Annotated in this window: 13 protein-coding genes; 6 read left to right on the forward strand and 7 right to left on the reverse strand. The window is 39.2% G+C overall.

Going from position 1 to position 18,310, the window contains the following annotated elements; all coding sequences use genetic code 11:
- Positions 1 to 124: 124 nt before the first annotated feature.
- Together HH219_RS17570 and HH219_RS17575 are read right to left on the reverse strand one after the other, a co-directional pair.
- Positions 125 to 607 carry a YcxB family protein gene (locus HH219_RS17570; protein WP_169328188.1) on the reverse strand — a complete coding sequence of 161 codons (483 nt, stop codon included), beginning with the start codon at positions 605 to 607 and terminating at the stop codon, positions 125 to 127.
- Positions 608 to 1,096: 489 nt separating this feature from the next.
- Positions 1,097 to 1,642 (reverse strand): MarR family transcriptional regulator, encoded by a 546-nt coding sequence (locus HH219_RS17575; RefSeq protein ID WP_064435575.1) that lies wholly within the window; start codon positions 1,640 to 1,642, stop codon positions 1,097 to 1,099.
- Between the two features lie 265 nt (positions 1,643 to 1,907).
- Between HH219_RS17575 and adhP the strand changes: the two genes are divergently transcribed.
- Entirely contained in the window at positions 1,908 to 2,918 is a 1,011-nt protein-coding gene (gene adhP / locus HH219_RS17580) for an alcohol dehydrogenase AdhP (RefSeq protein WP_064435574.1), read from the forward strand.
- A 107-nt stretch (positions 2,919 to 3,025) separates the two neighbouring features.
- On the opposite strand, the gene HH219_RS17585 is transcribed toward adhP, so the two are convergent.
- The gene (locus HH219_RS17585; protein ID WP_169328219.1) at positions 3,026 to 5,437 is read right to left on the reverse strand and encodes a TonB-dependent receptor; all 2,412 of its coding nucleotides are present in this window, start codon (positions 5,435 to 5,437) and stop codon (positions 3,026 to 3,028) included.
- Between the two features lie 218 nt (positions 5,438 to 5,655).
- Positions 5,656 to 6,921 (reverse strand): amidohydrolase family protein, encoded by a 1,266-nt coding sequence (locus HH219_RS17590; protein ID WP_169328189.1) that lies wholly within the window; start codon positions 6,919 to 6,921, stop codon positions 5,656 to 5,658.
- 196 nt (positions 6,922 to 7,117) lie between these two features.
- Here HH219_RS17590 and HH219_RS17595 point away from each other — a divergent pair, with 196 nt between their 5' ends.
- From HH219_RS17595 to HH219_RS17605, 3 genes are all read left to right on the forward strand, one after another.
- Entirely contained in the window at positions 7,118 to 8,932 is a 1,815-nt protein-coding gene (locus HH219_RS17595) for a DUF885 domain-containing protein (protein ID WP_064435571.1), read from the forward strand.
- Positions 8,933 to 9,027: 95 nt separating this feature from the next.
- Positions 9,028 to 9,525, forward strand: coding sequence for a YcgN family cysteine cluster protein (locus HH219_RS17600; protein WP_064435570.1), 498 nt, complete (start codon positions 9,028 to 9,030; stop codon positions 9,523 to 9,525).
- Complete coding sequence (locus HH219_RS17605; protein WP_169328190.1) at positions 9,525 to 10,034, forward strand: RNA methyltransferase; 510 nt, start codon at positions 9,525 to 9,527, stop codon at positions 10,032 to 10,034. Before HH219_RS17600 ends, HH219_RS17605 begins: the two co-directional genes overlap by 1 nt.
- A gap of 187 nt (positions 10,035 to 10,221) precedes the next feature.
- Here HH219_RS17605 and HH219_RS17610 read toward each other — a convergent pair whose 3' ends face one another.
- From HH219_RS17610 to HH219_RS17620, 3 genes are all read right to left on the reverse strand, one after another.
- Positions 10,222 to 11,952, reverse strand: a complete 1,731-nt coding sequence (locus HH219_RS17610; RefSeq protein WP_169328191.1) for a hypothetical protein — start codon at positions 11,950 to 11,952, stop codon at positions 10,222 to 10,224.
- 210 nt (positions 11,953 to 12,162) lie between these two features.
- Complete coding sequence (locus tag HH219_RS17615) at positions 12,163 to 13,122, reverse strand: carbohydrate kinase (RefSeq protein WP_169328192.1); 960 nt, start codon at positions 13,120 to 13,122, stop codon at positions 12,163 to 12,165.
- The gene (locus HH219_RS17620; protein ID WP_169328193.1) at positions 13,119 to 14,336 is read right to left on the reverse strand and encodes an AGE family epimerase/isomerase; all 1,218 of its coding nucleotides are present in this window, start codon (positions 14,334 to 14,336) and stop codon (positions 13,119 to 13,121) included. The genes HH219_RS17615 and HH219_RS17620 overlap by 4 nt, the downstream gene beginning before the upstream one ends.
- A 142-nt stretch (positions 14,337 to 14,478) precedes the next feature.
- On the opposite strand from HH219_RS17620, the gene HH219_RS17625 reads away from it, so the two are divergent.
- Entirely contained in the window at positions 14,479 to 15,750 is a 1,272-nt protein-coding gene (locus tag HH219_RS17625) for a sugar MFS transporter (protein WP_054203718.1), read from the forward strand.
- Positions 15,751 to 15,952: 202 nt separating this feature from the next.
- A complete protein-coding gene (locus HH219_RS17630) occupies positions 15,953 to 18,310 on the forward strand; it encodes a GH92 family glycosyl hydrolase (RefSeq protein WP_169328194.1) in 2,358 nt (785 codons plus the stop codon).

Below are 18,310 nucleotides of genomic sequence, written 5' to 3' on the forward strand. Positions count from 1 at the left end.
GGAAGACACATACACCTTACAACGAATCAACATATTTAGAAGCACTAAAAAGAAGAGGTTCGCCGCTGTTAAAATTTGCAATAAATAGCTAAATTTTACTAGTTGTCCACCTCAGGGCGTGTTGTTATATTGCAACACCTACAGACTGCTTTAGTAACTCTCTAATATTTATAGCTAAACCACCAATTCGCTTGGGGATAACATGATAAACACATGGAGCTTGATAAATTAAAATAAAGTCACTACTTTCACGCCATTTAACAACTCTAGACCAATCAAGGTTTGATTCTCCAGTAGTAGATTTAAAATGCAATCCGTTGGGTTGTAAGTTTAAGGAAATAGGATCTTGGACTGCTTTATAGCTTTTATATTGCTTTCGAGTTTGCCAAGGAGCATAGACATAGGCAACTAAACAATGACCGATTACGCCACAAATAAAACCAACAGACACAATAACTTTTATTTTAAGGGTTTCGCTAAGTATAAAAGTTACGACAAGTGCAATAAAGGTTATTAAATAGAATAACTTTATACCTCTAGTCGGTTTTCCATAAAGCCTATTTGCCTTAACGTATTCATTTTCACTAAGAGTGAATGTAACAACCATATTCGACCTTGCAATATAACAATTTTATAGTGCGCGAAGGGCGGATATTTCTGCTCCGACCACACTCATATTTATACTTTATATAGTTTTAACAAATTAACTAAGATATTACTATCATTAAGTTTCTAATATCTTTTAAACAAAGCTAAGTGGAATAATATACGCGCGTCGCTCATATCCTTGAATATGTGAGCAAACAATAGTTTGACCAATCAATTAATTATTACTCTTAGCCAATATCAATGACTATAATTTGCTCAAAGAGCTCCGTCAGCAGAACGTGTATAAAGTACAGTACTTATCTGCGTTTTTTATGTGGAACAACTTATCTTTTTATTCACCAAAGAGAACACAAAGGCGCTTCGCGCTGCACAGAGTTAGAACATTAACTCTTGTATATTTCTCTGTGATCTCGGTGTGCTCTGTGGTTAAATTCCCTTGAACCTTGAACATAGCACCTAAAAGCACAGACGCGATATAAAATCGCTGCTACTGTTTCTTCAAAATCTTATCTTTAAAATCGAGTACTTTTCCTATGCCTGAGCCGAGTTTCATTAAGCTTTGTAATTGCTCTGGGCTTAGGCGTTGTAGCTCTGATGACCACTTTGTAACTGTCTCTAACAGGTCATGAATTTCATGCATTTGTTGTTGAGCAAACTTTTCATCGTCATTGGTGGCAGGCTCAATAAGGTTATCTCTTAACAGGCTTAAAGTAGGATCTATTTCACGCTTTTTACGCTCTTCAAACACGCGATTTGCCATATCCCAAATAGTACCGGCAGGTGCGTAATATTCTTTACGGTCGCCGGGAATATGTTGAACTTTTATCAAGCGCCACGACTGTAACTCTTTAATACCCATACTGACATTACCACGAGAAATACTTAAGCCATCGGCTATCTCGTTAGCTGTCATTGGCTCTTTGGTAATAATTAAAAGCCCACACATTTGCCCAATGGTACGGTTAAAGCCCCAGCGGCTGCCCATTTCACCGCAGTGCATTACAAAAGCATAATTTTTATCCGATAACGTCATGGCTTTTCAAGTTTCAATAAATAATGAAACCAATGCTAGCACGATGAAATACGATAGCAAGATTTACCCTGTGCTTTAACGTCTGTTTTTTACTGCACGTAAAATTAGCTGGTTACGAGTAAGTACGGTTTTGCGGTGTTATTTTAGAGCATTAATACCAAAGTTTGATATGGATTAATATTTACTCATCTATTGTGGGTTATGTTGTGTAATAAGTGATAACCAAATGAATGACAACATTTTCCTAACCAACCAAGGGATGAGCATGAAAGCAGCAATCAACAACGAATATAAAGGTAAATTAGAAATTGGCCAACTCCCTATTCCAAAAGTAGGCCCAAACGATGTGCTGGTTAAAATAGCAGCATGCGGTGTTTGCCATACGGATTTACACGCTTGCCACGGTGATTGGCCGGTAAAGCCAAAAATGCCATTGGTTCCAGGGCATGAAGGCGTGGGTGTTATTGAGCAAATGGGCAGTAACGTTACTCACTTAGAAATTGGTGATAGAGTGGGTGTACCTTGGCTTTATAGCGCGTGTGGCCACTGTGAATATTGTTTAGACGGTAGAGAGACATTGTGTTTGTCACAGCATAATACGGGCTACTCTATTGATGGCAGCTACGCAGAGTATTGTTTAGCCCACGGTGATTATGTTGTTAAAATTCCAAAAGAGCTTGGTTTCACAGAGGCTGCGCCATTATTTTGCGCCGGTGTAACAACGTATAAAGCACTGAAAGTCTCGGATGCAAAACCGGGTCAATGGGTTGCTATTGTGGGTGTTGGTGGGTTAGGGCATTTGGCTGTGCAATACGCTAAAGCGATGGGTTTTAATGTTATCGCTGTTGATACAGGTAAAGAAAAACTAGCCCTAGCAAAAGAGTTAGGTGCTGATATTACGCTTGATTTTAAAGATGTTGTGCCAAGCGAGGCAATCTTTGAGCAGGTCGGTGGAGCGCATGCCGTAATTTGTACTGCTGTTTCTAAACCTGGTTTTGAGCAAGCGTATAAAAGTGTACGTCGTGGTGGTAAATGTGTTTTGGTCGGTTTACCTCCTGACGATATGCCATTACCGATTTTTGATACTGTGCTTAATGGTGTTTCGGTTGTTGGTTCAATTGTTGGCACACGAAAGGACTTACAAGAGTGCCTAGAGTTTGCCGCTCAAGGTAAAGTAAAAGCAATTGTTCAAGAAAAACGCCTTGAAGATATTAATGAGATTTTTGATGATATGTTAAAAGGTGAAATTAATGGGCGTATCGTTGTAACAATCTGATTTTAAATTAGTAAACAAAAAGCGCACTCCCTTGTGCGCTTTTTTATTGTCATTAAATCTATAGCGTTTTATTGTCACTAAATCTGTAGCGTTTATTGTCACTAAATCTATAGAGTATAGCTAAATGTTAGTTTAGCACTACGTTCTTCACCCGGCATGCCGCCTAGGAACATCGCCTTTGAATAATAAGACTTATTAAATAGATTATTAACGTTTAGCTGTAATTGCCATTGCTGTGTTTTATAGCTTAACGCAGCATCATACACTGTGTAACTTGGTACATAGCCATCTGGGATACCAAATGACGTTGAGTTTGTACTTCTATCATCTACGTACTTAATTCCGCCACTTATCTGAAGTGGTTCAGAAAGCTCAAACCATTGCGCGCTGTAGGTTACCCACGTACTTGCAGCTACGTGAGGCACACCTTTTTGACGTGTATCGTAATTTTGTGAATGTGGGTTTTTCTTATCTCGAGCATCTTGATACACACCATTGAAATTTATTTTCCATTGCTCATTGATATCGGCATTTAAATCAAACTCTATGCCGGTTGTTTGGTCTTTACCATCAAAAAAATATTTTGGTACGTCAGGACCCGATACACCATCCTCGTAATCAGGGTTTGTATATTGTAGGTTTGTACGTTCAGTATTAAAGACAACTAGTGATGCTAGCAATTGGTCGTCAAGTGCCTTAAAGCGAATGCCGAGATCAGAACTTAATGATTCAGAATCATCACGATCACCTTCATTTCCAAGTACAGTCCCAAGAACAGAATAGGCTGCTCGGCCTTTTGCATGATTAATGAATAATGCAATGTTATCTGTTGGTCTATAAGTTGCCCCTAGATTATACGTTATGCCTTTATTGTCAGTGCTTTGTTGCGGTGTTGGCTCTGAAGCACTGGCACGATAACGTGCATCAACTCCAAAATGTTCATAGGTTTGTTTTATATTATTCATGGCAACCCCAGCACGGGTTGTTATTACGTCATTTATGTACGCAACATGCTGTATACCAACGCCCCAAGATTGTACTTTTTTGTTATAGTTACTTGTCATTAATGGATCATAATCAGCGAAGCTACCCGCTCCCCACTCAGGGCTACGAATGTCTAGGATATACGGCAAGCTTCCTTGATAGATTAAATTGCCTTGCTTATTTCTAATCATTTTATCAGCGTCGTAGATAGAATACTGTGTTAAGCGGATATCTCTGTCTTCATAGTTGGCATTGACTAAAAATTCATTGTCGATATCGCCAAGTGCAAAGTCATAACGTAAATCGACAAAGTACTGTAAGGATTTTTCGTCAGCTTCTACTTGTCGATATTCTTGGCGTCGAGCAGCAAACGGATAAAGTACGTCATCAATCACTAATGGAGCACGCGGATCTGCGTTAATTATATTTCTTCTATTCCAATATACATAATTATACGCGCCTGTTTGACGGGCAAAGCTGGTTGTGAAATTACGATACTGGAGTTGTTGATTTAAAAATAAATCGTCAGTTAAAAAATAGTTATGACTTAATTTAAAACGCAGTTCTTCACCTTCATTATCTTTTGCCATCGGTGAAATTATGCCGTTATGGCCAAACTTATAGGGTGTTAAGCCATCAGAGCCAGCAAGAGAGTCCGCTAGTTGTTGACGTTGAGCGTCAGATAATTGCAGCCCCGCAGATGTTGGGTGGTTTACTAAGTCATCTCCCGTTATTTGATCTGCTGTTTTGCCACCTACGGATTCAGCGTTGTAAATCCTAATAGGGTGCCCGATAGAATCAACCGCAAGTGCGTCTTTAATATAGGCCCCAGAAATTAAAAAGTCTTGTTGATCATTTAATACATATTTAAGCGAGGCATAGATTTCATCACGGTCATCTTTTAAATCACGATACCCGTCGCTTCGCGCTGTTTTTATATTGATACGGTATGCAAGATCATCCGTTATTGCATTCGTACTATCAAACCCAAGTGAGTAAGTATCCCATTGACCAATTTCGGCAGTAATTGTGTGTTGCTCATCAAACTTTGGTTTTTTCTCAATAAGGTTAATTACACCACCAGCGCTGCCCATACCATATAAACCTGTAGCAGGGCCTTTTAAAATTTCTACCGATTCTACGTTCGAAAGTGAGCGTGTAGGGTTAAATGTATTCCCTAACCCTGCACCGCCATACATGCCATCATAGGTATAATTTGCACCAAGGCCACGAATAACTAAATTATCGCCAATACCATAATTGTTACCTGCTTGTGTTGCGCCACTTATATTACGTGCTAAGTCTTGTAAATTATCAACGCCTTGTGAATTAATAAGGGCTAGATCAACGACAACGATTGGCGCAGGCGTTTCCATTAGTGACATGTCAGATTTTGTGGCTAACCCTGAATTTAAAATAACGCGATTTTGCTTTTCATACACAGTTATGTGCTCAAGATCTGCTTGTTCGGTTGCAAAAGCAGTATAGGGTGATAAACAGGCTAACGAGATAAGTGAGAATTTAAACATTGTAATTATAAGTATCATTTTGAAATTTAAGGTAATGATAATGTTTGTTATTTGTATTACAAGGTAAAATTACCATTCACTTAAAATTAGTTAAATGTGAAACAATCTTATTATCATTCGTTTCTTTGTGGTTTACATAGTAACAATTTATTCAACTAATAGAGGCGTCAGAAAATAAAAATTCGAAATAAAGCGGGCCAACCATTGTGGTTAACCCTTAATAATTAATAAACTGTGCCTGCTTTCATTACAAAGCTAACATTTTCAAGCAATGTCACATCATTTAATGGGTTTCCTTTTACGGCAATTATATCTGCTGCAAAGCCCACTTTTAGTTGACCAAGCTTATCCTCAACCTTTAATAATTTTGCGCTATTGATTGTTGCAGACTGTATTGCTTGTAATGGGCTCATACCAAATTCAACCATACGAGAAAACTGTTTAGCGTTATCGCCATGTGGGTAAATAGCAGCGTCTGTACCAAACACCATATTAACGCCAGCATCAACTGCGCGCCTAAAACTATCTCTTTGCCTTTTCGATACTTGACGCTCTTTTTCTAAGTTCTCTTGTGCAACACCATTTTGCTCACCATAAGTGAGCGTATATTCGGTGTTATAGATGTCTATTGAAAACCAAGTTCCGTGTTTTTTCGCGAGCTTAATTGCTTCATCGTCAACAAAGCTAACATGCTCAACACTATCTACACCTGCTTTAATTGCTGCTGTAATTCCACTAGTACCGTGCGCATGCGCTGCGACCGTTAAGCCTCGCATATGGGCTTCGTCCACAATTGCTGTCATCTCTTCAAGCGAGTATTGCTGAATACCGACTTTAGTGCCTTTAGAAAATACCCCACCAGTGGCACAAAACTTAATAGCATTTGCACCATATTTTATGTTTTCGCGTACTTTTGCTCGCACAGCCCACGGACCATCGGCAACACCTTCTGCCGTGTACTTCATCTCAGGCGGCAGGCGGTTATTATCACAATGACCACCAGTAACACCTAGCGATGGTCCTGCGGCCCAAATTCTTGGGCCAATAATGTCTCCGGCATTAATACCATCACGAACAGCAATAACACTGTAACCTTGTGCGCCGACATTACGCACGGTTGTAAAACCAGCGTTTAAGGTTTTTTGTGCAAAGTATGCAGCTTTAATTGCTTGGCGAGGGATTGATTGACCAATACGATCACTACGAGGCACGGTAGGATCGCTGGTTAAATGCACATGCATATCCATAAGTCCTGGCATTATTGTTAATTCAGGTAATTGAATATGTTCATCGCCTTGTTGCAACGTAGGTAAGTTTCCCGTGCTGACTTGAGTAATTACGCCATTATCAATTTGAATGAGTGGCGTGCTAATTAGCTTGCCGTTATTAACGTCAAGCATTGCTTTAGCTGTAATGTAGGTTGTTGCTTCAGTGCTAAAAGCAGATAGGCAAAGCAGGCTCAAAGGGACGCTAAGTGATAATTTATTCATTAGTTTCTTCTGATTATGTATGAATTAATTTTTAAATGTAGCAAGGTCGATTTACATTGTATACTAAACACGCTAATTCGTAGTTAATGGATTAATTAACATGCGAATAAATATCAGTTAGAGCATAATGCCTAATAAAACAAAATGGTAATCGTTTTTTACTCACAACGCGGGTTATTTATATTCAAGGATCTTCATGAAAAATTTTAAGTTAACAATGCTGGTAACGTGCGTTATAAGTGCATTATCAGGGTGTTCAAGTAGCAACAACACGGTGCAAATCACACCAAATTCGCCTAGTGCAACAACATCGCTTTCAGCACAGCAGTTAAATACATTAGTTGAGCAATATTTTGTAGAGTCACTTCAATTTAACCCATTAGGTGGTACTTTTATTGGTTATAACGAGTATAACAATCAATTTATAAATCCCATTTCTGAGCAACAACGCAATAAAATGCGCGCCTTTACTGAGGCCTATCAACAACGCTTAGTTGCGATAGACTCAAAACAGTTAACGGGTCAAGCGTTGCTTAGCTATCAAATATTGAAACGCGATTTAGCATTAAGTGTTGAAGGACAAGGCTTTCCAAGTTATTTGATCCCAATTAATCAAATGTCGGGTGCGCATAATACGTTTGCGGGTTTTGGTTCTGCGCAAAGTGCTCAACCGTTTAATAATTATCAGGATTATGAAAATTTTATAAGCCGTGCAGATGGCTTCATAACGTGGTTAGACAGCGTTGAACAAGCGATGCAACAAGGCATACAGCAACAAATAGTGTTACCAAAACCGCTAGCTGAAAAATTATTGCCGCAGTTTAAAGCGCATGTGGTTAGCGACGTAAAAGAGTCATTATTTTATAGTCCCATTAAACAACTACCAGAACAGTTTACAGCGCAACAAAAACAACAACTGACTGAGCAATACAGTGCGCTTATTATGGATCGTTTAGTCCCTGCCTATAAAAAGATGAGTGACTTTTTAGCCAATACCTATATACCTCAAAGCCGCGACTCAGTGGGCTACAGTGACTTACCAAATGGTAAAGCGTGGTATGAATATCAAATCAAGAAAAATACAACATTAAGTTTATCTGCGGATGAAATTCACACGATAGGTCTACAAGAAGTCTCACGTATTCTTAGTGAGATGAAAGCTGTAAAAAATAAAGTTGGCTTTGAAGGAAGTTTAGCTGATTTTTTTACTCATTTACGTGAATCCGATGAGTTTTATTATGATACTCCAGAACAACTGATTGCAGCCTATGAAGCAGTAAAACTTAAAATAGATGCCCGTGTGCCGAGTTTATTTAATATTGCACCAAAGGCAGATTATATCGTTAAAGCTGTTGAAGATTTTCGTGCAGAATCAGCGGCAGGTGCGTCTTATCAATCACCGTCACCGGATGGTTCTCGACCGGGCATATTCTATATAAATACGTTTAATTTAAAAGCGCAGCCTAAGTTTTTACTTGAGACACTGTCTATTCATGAAGCGGCACCAGGGCATCACTTTCAAATTGCACTGCAACAGGAAGTTGAGTCGTTACCGCTATTTCGTAAATTTGGTGGCTACACTGTCTTTGCTGAAGGGTGGGCATTATACGCTGAGAGCCTAGGAAAAGAGCTTGGTTTATTTACCGATCCATACATGTGGTATGGCCGATTAGCTGACGAGCAATTACGCGCGATGCGTTTGGTCCTTGATACGGGTTTTCATGCTAAAGGCTGGACACGTCAACAAGGCATTGATTATATGCTAGAAAATTCATCTATGGCGTTAAGTGATGTGACCGCTGAGGTTGAACGGTATATTGCATGGCCAGGGCAGGCACTTTCATACAAGCTAGGGCAGTTTAAAATCCAAGAACTACGTGATTACAGTAAAAAACAACTAGGTAAACGCTTTGATATTAAAGAGTTTCACACACAAATATTAATAGATGGCGCGTTACCAATGCCAATTTTAGAAGCTAAAATAAAACGTTGGGTTGATTCACAACGCTAACGATATAAGCCGAAATAGCGCAAAGCTAATTGTGGCTTTGCGCGCGGTGCTCAATTACGTTAAAATGCGCGCCATTAGGGGCACTGAGTTATACCATGATTGAAAACCAATTTTGGCTTGAGAAATCACTTGAGCAAATGTCACAAAGTGAATGGGAAGCCATTTGCGATGGCTGTGGAAAATGCTGTTTGAATACGTTTATCGACAGCGAAGACGAAGATGATTTTACGGCGACAGATCAGCTACGCGAAGGTGAAGAGCTGATATTTACCAATATAGTTTGTCAATACTTGGATAACAAAACGTGCGGTTGCAGCGAATATGAGAACCGTCAAACACTCGTTCCTTCGTGTGTAAAATTAACCAAAGAAAATCTTAAAGATATTTTCTTTATGCCACAAAGCTGCAGTTATCGTCGCTTGCATGAAGGCCGCGGCCTTGCCTCATGGCACCCACTTAATAATGGGGGGAGTAAAAAACTAATGCATGAGCTTGGTATCTCTGTACGCGATAAAACAGTAAAAGACTGTGATGTTGAGCTTGATGATTTTGATTTATATGTAGCGCAGTGGCCTACCTTGGATTGTGATTAATGAGTGAAGTGCGTGCAACCATTGGTTTAATAAACCCAAAAAGCCCAACTAACGTTGGCGGTGTTTTACGCGCCGCAGGCTGCTATGGCGCTCAGCAAGTGTTTTTTACGGGCACTCGCTATTTAAAAGCCAAAAAATTTCATACCGATACTAAAAATGCGCTGGAACGGATACCACTCACCTCTGTGGAAGATTTAGCTCAAGCAAAGCCTTCAGGTGCTAAAGCTGTTGTTATAGAGTTGATTGAAGGCGCAACGCCTTTACCTGAGTTTATTCACCCTGAAAACGCTTTTTATATTTTTGGCCCTGAAGATGGTTCAATAAGTAAAGAGGTACTTAATTGGTGTGATGAGGTTGTATATATTCCAACAATTGGCTGCATGAATTTAGCGGCGACGTGTAATGTGGTGCTCTATGACAGGCAGGCAAAGCTCGGTGGAGTAGAAAGCTCTGATAAAACAATTATTGATAGTCGCGATACGAATAATAAAATGAAATGGCAAAAATAATATAAACCTAATAGAAGATTTAATAAAAGGGGCAATCAATGCCCCTTTTTATTTAAATGAATTGCCCCGCGCCAAGGCTTTTCGCTTAGGCTCAAATTCGCTTCGCGAAGAGGGGTATCTTAATTAGTCTGAGATCAAAAACCTTTACGCCGCAAGCGGCGGGGAATTAAACCCGAAGAGATTAAAATTACTCTTTAGTAATTTTGATCTCTGAATTAACAACAATCCCTTCATCTTTTATATCCGTAGCAAAGTAGACAGACATAGTTTGATTTTTTAACTGATCAAGTTGTTCAGGGAGCACTTGTCCTGTCATTTTAAATACGTTGATGACCGGCGTCATTAATGAATTAAGATCAACCGCGGTATTTAAAAATCCATTTTTTTCAAGCGCTTGCTCTGATAAGGTATTTGCAATAGTCGCTGACTTTTCACCAGTGAATAAAACAAGATGTTTCCCTTTTTTAGCTAATTTAATATCAAGGCCAGCAGGTAAAGGATAAGGAATTGCAGTATTGATACTAACAGCATCTCCGTTCTCTGGTATTTCAATATCTGCTAATGCAGGTAAAAAACCTTTAGCAGTAAAAAGTAAATTATCAGGATCTGTTGCTGAAAGTGTGATTAGTGCATCGAAAGCTTTTAGTTGTGGCTGCTGATTTGCATCAGCTTCTAAAACAAGATCTTGAACACTTACGCTCACACCTTGAATACCATTGGCCATAGCGGTCATCATTGATAGTGCAGCTAAATTTGTGTCTTGCGTTTGTTGTTGTAAGTCAACAAGAGGGGCACATTCGAATTCAGCTTTTTTAAATGCACTTGAAAGTATATTAATAAGCGGTGGAATTTTTGAAATATCCGCGCCATAAGCAAAGCTTAGCATTTGGCCGTCAAGTTGTGTTGTATGTTCAGGCACAAAACCGCGAACAGATTTTAATGTCTTAATAATATCAGTCGCTGTGCTTTGTAAAATAGCATCCGCTTTAAAGTGAGCATCGGAGTTTGTTACTTGTATGTACGTGCTACCTGTTACTGATGCCGGCCAATAACTAACAAGGTTGGTAATGTCATTTTGACACTGCGGTGTTCTTGCAATGTCAAAAGCTTGAGGGTTGCCTAATTGTTGCAGCAGTTCATCAAGCATGTCACCTAAACGTGATGGTGTTTTGGCGGTAATAGCATTGGCAATTTCAACATGATCTATATAAGCAACTGAGTGGCCATCGAATGAATATTTAGCAATGTAATTATTAAGCTTATTGGTTTGTGTTAGCGATTTACTTGGTTTATCAATTGCTAACGCAAGGCGTAAATCGTCAGAGGTATTGAGTTTTGTATCAAACGTAATTGTGGCCCACTTGTCTTTAACTGACACAATTAGGTTTATCGTAATATCATCTTCAAATACTAAAGGATACGTAGTGTAGTCAACTCCTTCGATGGTTTTCGTTGTAAAGTTAATCCCTGCTTTATCCGCGGAGTTATTTATTGTATTAAATAATGCAGTTTCATCGTCTAATTGATAGCGCAACACGGGCATTAAGCCAATTGTATAGGCCAAGCCTTTATAGTCGTCTGCGAATCCCCAAGCTGCTTTTAGAGCATCATAAGAGCTCAGAGATGCTTGGTATTGTGTAAGAAGCGATGCTAAAAACTGTGCGTTTTTATTATTGTTCGTTGTTAAATTTTCGATTAACGGTGTTAAATCGTCTGCACCTTTCATTTGCTCTGGGAGTAAGTCAAAGTATTTACTGTATGGAAAAGGCTTTAACTGACCGTAAAATAAAGGGGTGTCAGCAGGGACGTAATCAAGCTGTGCAAGTTCAATTGAGGCTGATGAAGTTTCAGTTTGTGTATAGATTAATACCCCAGCCGCAACAGCAATTGCACAACCCGTAAGTAATTTTGCATTCATTAATAAATTCCTTTTTGCACTACGAAAGTACGTTTTTGGTGTTTGTTATCAAGACGATAGCATAAAAGTACCTTTGCAGGCTAGGCGAAACTATTTGAGTTTGGTTTCAGGATTACATTTAATCGTATTTTAATTTACGAACAGTGGGTTGGGTATCTTCAATTAGTGTTGAAAAGCGTGTGCGTTGATACACACGCTGTAAGGTTTCAGTTATTGTTGCGGTAGATCGGCTGCGGTTGGTAATGAGGAAAATGCACCATATTTACTGACCGCAAATGCGCCGGCACTGGCTGCAAAGCTCACGGCATTGGTGATATTTGATTGTTCAGCGCAAAGTAGTTTAAATGCTTTTTTATTTACACATTTAATGCCTATTTGCGATAGGAACCCGCCAATGAATGCATCGCCAGCTGCTGTGGTGTCGACAACTTTCGTTTTAGGTGGCATAACTTGGCCGCGATATGTGCTGTGGCAATAGTGAATTGCTGCACCGCCATCAGTTATGAGCAGGCAGGTTACACCTGCTTCAAGTACGGCAGAAATAGTATGTTCGAGATCATGATCTTTGTGGCTATTTTTATTTAAAAATTCAAGTTCTTCTTTTGATAATTTAACAATGTCGCAAAGAGAAATAACATGCCAAATTCGTTCAACAGTATAGCGTAAACTTGGCCATAAATTTTCCCGTAAGTTCATATCAAAACTACAAATAGCCCCTGCTTTTTTAGCCTGTGTTAAGCCATATATGGTGGTTTGATATATATTATGCTCAGTTAGACTATTACTACACACATGAAATAACGCGTGCTCTGTAAACATCGCAGAATTAAAGTCGTCTACTTTAAATAACAAATCAGCCGCTGGTGGGCGATAAAAGCTAAAGCTACGTTCAGCGTGCTCATCAAGAGATACAAAAGCCAGCGCTGTTTTGGCTTTGTTAGTAAATTTACAATACTGCGTATTTACACCTAAGCTTGTAAATTGTTGCTCTAAAAACTCACCAAACATATCTTGACCTAGCATGCCACAAAAGCTACTTTTTAAACCAAGTTTAGCTGCGGCAACCGCAACATTTGCAGGTGCTCCGCCTGCATATTTAGTAAATGATTCAGGGTTTTTCCCATCAGACAAAAAATCGATTAATGCTTCACCAAAACACACTAAACTCATGCTTCACCACCTTTTGCTAATTTGAACGCACGTAACACTTCATAGCATGCTCCCATTGTATGGTAATCTGTTTTACCGGCTGGGGATTTTTCGTCATTGTATGCTTTATTGTCGTTGGTTAAAATTCGATACCAAGCTCCATGGGTATGATCAACCATGTGCTGCCAACTGTATTGCCAAATTTTATCATACCAGTGCCAGTATTTTTCATTACCAGTTGCCTGCGCGAGCAGTGCGGCAGCTGCAAATGATTCAGCTTGTACCCAAAAGTATTTATCACCATCACAAATACTGCCATCTGGGGCAAAGCCATAGCATATACCACCATAGGTGTTATCCCATGCATGCTCCATTGAGGTATTAAAAAGGTGCTCGGCACGTTCTATAAGCCATGCCTGTGGTTTGTGTCGATTTAAAATTAATAGCAACTTTGACCATTCAGTTTGATGGCCGGGTTGAAATCCCCACGGGCGAAACAGGTGTTTAGGATCATCTAAATTGTATTGCCAATCAATTTGCCACTGGCTATTGTAATGCTCCCAAACGAGTCCATTTTCTCTGCTGGCATTTTTTATTGTAAAAGTAAGGGCGAGTGTTTCTGCACGGTTTAAGTATTGTTTGTCTTGCGTTGCTTCGTAACACATTAGCAGCGCTTCGCATAAATGCATGTTAGCATTTTGACCTCGGTACTCATCCACAATAGAAAAGTCACCGTTAATTTCATCTAAATAGGCATTATATTTAGACTGATAGTATTTACTTTCGAGCAATTGCCATACACGCTCAATGGTGTGTTTACACTCACTAAAACCTGCTTTTAATGCTACTGCGTTTGCCAATAGTACAAACGCAAGCCCATAGCAATGGTTTGTATCATCAACAATATGCAGATCTTTGTTGTCGTCGCTTTTTATTAACCAAGCATAGCCACCAGAGGATTGTTTATGTGCATTTTCTAGGTGATCTAGACCATGTTGTATTAATGGTAAATAACGCTCGTCGGCGAATTCTAAATAAGCCATTGCATAGTTAAATACAAAACGCGTACTAGAGACTAGATGACGTGTCTGTCTATCATAAATGGTGCCATCGTCTTTATAGAAGTGGTAAAAGCCACCCTGATCTTGTTTATCAACACAATGTGGGTGATAAAAATTTAAGGTTGTTTTGATATGTTCTTGTAAAAAATCACAGCTTTGGAAATTAGCCAACATCTATATCCACTTCAAGTTAATTAAATTAGTTAAATAACTATACCATTAAATAAAAAATATGGAACGATCCAAATAAAAGTTTGTGATCTTCTTGTTGCAGTGTGTAGAATCAGAGATAACTTGTTAATGGAGTGAAAATCACGTGAGTGAAATAAATACAAATCAAAACTTTGCCACCAATGAACCGCAGTCAAATAAAAATTACCTGCTGCCATTGACGGCAATGACAACCCTATTTTTTCTTTGGGGTTTTATTACCGTTCTTAATGACGTATTAATCCCACGATTAAAAGGGGTATTCGATTTAAGTTACACTGAAGCGATGCTGGTACAATTTTGTTTCTTTGGCGCTTACTTTATTGTGTCTTTACCTGCGGGTATGTTGGTTAATAAATTTGGCTATAAAAAAGGAGTATTAACGGGGCTGATAGTTGCCTCTGCGGGTTGTATGTTGTTCTACCCAGCGGTTGTTGTTCATGAATATTGGTTATTTTTAACCGCCTTGTTTGTTCTTGCTGGTGGTATTACTGTTTTACAGGTATCAGCAAACCCTTATGTTGCAGCTTTAGGGCCTGACAAAACAGCATCATCGCGTTTGAACTTAGCCCAAGCGCTTAACTCCCTTGGAACCACAATTGGTCCATGGGTTGGCGGAATTTTGTTTTTTGGCGCAGCGGGCTCATTAACTGTCAATGCAGCGTCAGCTGAATCTGTAAAAGTCCCTTACCTTATGCTTGCAGCGGCATTAATGACAATTGCCGTTGTTTTTGCTTTTTTAAAATTACCAGAAATTAAATCACATAAAGAAGATTTTAACTGCAAAGCAAAAGATCATTCTTTAACACAAGCGCCACATTTGATTATGGGTGTCGTGGCTATTTTTTGTTATGTCGGGGCTGAGGTCGCGATTGGTAGCTTTTTGGTTAACTTTTTTGGCGAAGCACACATAGCTGGGCTTGAAGAGCATGATGCAGCTAAACTCATTGCCTACTATTGGGGCGGTGCGATGGTGGGACGTTTTATTGGTTCTGCTTTATTACAAAAAATAGCGCCATCTAAAGCGTTACTTTTCAATGCGTGTGCAGTAATCGCATTGTTGTTAGTGACGGTATTCACTGAGGGTAATATTGCGTTGTATGCCGTGCTTGCCATTGGTTTATTTAACTCAATTATGTTCCCTACAATATTTTCAGTTGCTATTGAGGGGCTGGGCTCACTAACGAGCAAAGGCTCTGGCTGGTTATGTTTAGCGATTGTTGGTGGTGCGCTTATCCCATTATTACAAGGTGTTATTGCTGATGTTGTAAACATACAAATTAGCTTTTTGGTTCCTGCAATCTGCTATGTATTTATCGCTTGGTATGGCATGAATGTTGTTAGATTAAGTAATGTATGGCAACAAAAAATTAGTTAAAATTGTATAAAATGATTTAAAAAAAATGCATTTACACGCTGTGTAAGTGCATTTTTTATTACCTGAAAAAAGTACTTCCTTTCATCAATCGCAATTATTTTACAAATTTACCTATTTTCTATTGAATACGTATTCAATAGCGCGTTATTATAAGTTCACTGGAACGATCCAAAAATCAATAATTAATTAAAAAGGAACGACTATGAAAGCGTCTTTCTACACTTCTCTGTTGCTGTGTGGCAGTTTAGTGAGTCTAAATACGTATGCAACACAGCACTCAAATACCCAATGGGTAGACACGTTTATAGGGACGGGTGGAGATGGTCATTTGTTTCCAGGTGCAGTGGTCCCATTTGGAATGGTGCAATTGAGTCCAGATACAGATAATCCGATGCGCGGGGTATCACCGCAGCCTGAAATATACAAACGTTGTGCAGGTTATCATTATGATGATCACACTATCGTTGGTTTTTCGCATACGCATTTTTCAGGCACTGGGCATTCTGATCTGGGGGATTTGTTGATCATGCCCATGACCGGTGAGATTAAAACCACACCAGGTAGCGCTGAAAATCCTGAGGCAGGCTATCGTTCTCGTTTTTCGCACGATAAAGAGTGGTCAGAGCCAGGCTACTATGGCGTTGAATTACAAGACTATAACATTACAGCTCAAGTTACCGCCTCACAACGCGTTGGTATGCATAAATATACGTTCAATGACGCTGATGCAGGGCATGTTTTAATTGATTTAACCGCTGCAATATATAATTTTGAAAACAAAGTAATTTGGAGTGACATTCGATTAATTGATGATCATACACTGGTTGCTTATCGTGCAACGAATGGCTGGGCAAATAACCGCCAGATGTACTTTGCTATCGAATTTTCAAAACCAATCAGTGACTATAACTTTATTAATGAAGATGATAAACGTTACCGCTGTATGGATTGTTTAGGCAAAGAAAAACATTCAACAATTGAAAATAAAGCAGTGAAAATTGCAGCGGGTAAAGCCGTTAAGTTTGTTGCCAGTTTTGATGGTTTAAAAGATGAGCCGCTTTATATAAAAGTGGGTTTATCTGCTGTGAGCAGAAGCAATGCACTTGAAAACTTGAAAACAGAGCTGCCACACTGGGATTTTGATAAAACAAGAGCTGACGCAAAAGCACAATGGGCAACCTATTTAGATAAAGTCGATGTCGAAGGCACAAAAAGCCAAAAGCGTCAGTTTTACACCGCGTTATATCATGCGCTTCAAGCACCCAATATTTATCAGGATGTAAATGGTCAGTATCGTGGCGTTGATGGTGAAATCCATGAAGGTAAAGGGTTTGAGCATTACACCTTATTTAGTTTATGGGATACTTATCGTGCACTTCATCCACTACTTACGATAATCGACCCTGATCGCGTATCATCAATGGTGCAATCAATGCTGGTTCATTATCAGCAAAGTTATGAAAATATGTTGCCAATTTGGTCATTCCACGGCCACGAAACATGGACTATGATTGGCTATCATGCAGTGTCCGTTATTGCAGATGCGTACCTTAAAGGCATTCGTGACTTTGATATTGACTTAGCCGTTGAAGCAACAATTAATACTGCCAATAACCCGGTTTATGATGCTATTCCTCAATACAAAAAATTTGGCTATGTGCCAATGGATGTATTGCCTGAGTCAGTATCAATCACATTAGAATACGCTTACGATGATTTTGCAATTGCACAAATGTTTAACGCTATGGGTAAAAAGCAGCTTGCAAAAGAATATTATGCTCGTGCAATGAACTACAAAAATGTATTTGATAAGCAAACAGGTTACATGCGTGGCAAAGATAGTAAAGGTAATTGGAATCCTGATTTTAACCCTGAAGCTGCAAAATACATGGGGCCATTTACAGAAGGTAATTCAAATCAATACAGCTTTTATGTTCCGCATGACGTTGCTGGTTTGATTGACTTAATGGGAGGCGACGATAAGTTTGAAGGCCGTTTAGATGCTCTTTTTGACACTCATCTTTCAGCTGACATGATCAAAGAACATGAAGATATTGCAGGGCTAATAGGCAACTATGCTCATGGTAATGAGCCAAGTCATCATATTGCTTATTTATATAATTACGCAGGCAAACCGTGGCGCACGCAAGAGCGTATTCGCCAAATAATGGATACACTTAGCTCAGATAAGCCTGACGGTTTAGCAGGTAATGATGATGTTGGCCAAATGTCAGCATGGTACATTTTCTCGGCAATGGGTTTTTACCCAGTGGCACCGGGTGATTTAAGTTACGCGATAGGTGCTCCGCAAGTAGAAAAAGTGACCTTAAAGCTCGCACAAGGGAAAAGCTTTACAACGTTCGCTAAAGATATCAGCGAAGAAAATTTATACATTCAATCAGTAACACTCAATGGTAAGCCACTTACACGTAACTATTTAATGCATGCAGAAATAATTAATGGTGGAGAACTACGTTACCAAATGGGTGATAAACCAAATAAAACGTGGGGCACAGCTCATTCAGCTCGCCCACCTGCACTTAGTAAATATAAGGGGTGA

The sequence above is a fragment of the Pseudoalteromonas sp. NEC-BIFX-2020_015 genome (assembly GCF_012952265.1).
GTDB lineage: Bacteria > Pseudomonadota > Gammaproteobacteria > Enterobacterales > Alteromonadaceae > Pseudoalteromonas > Pseudoalteromonas neustonica.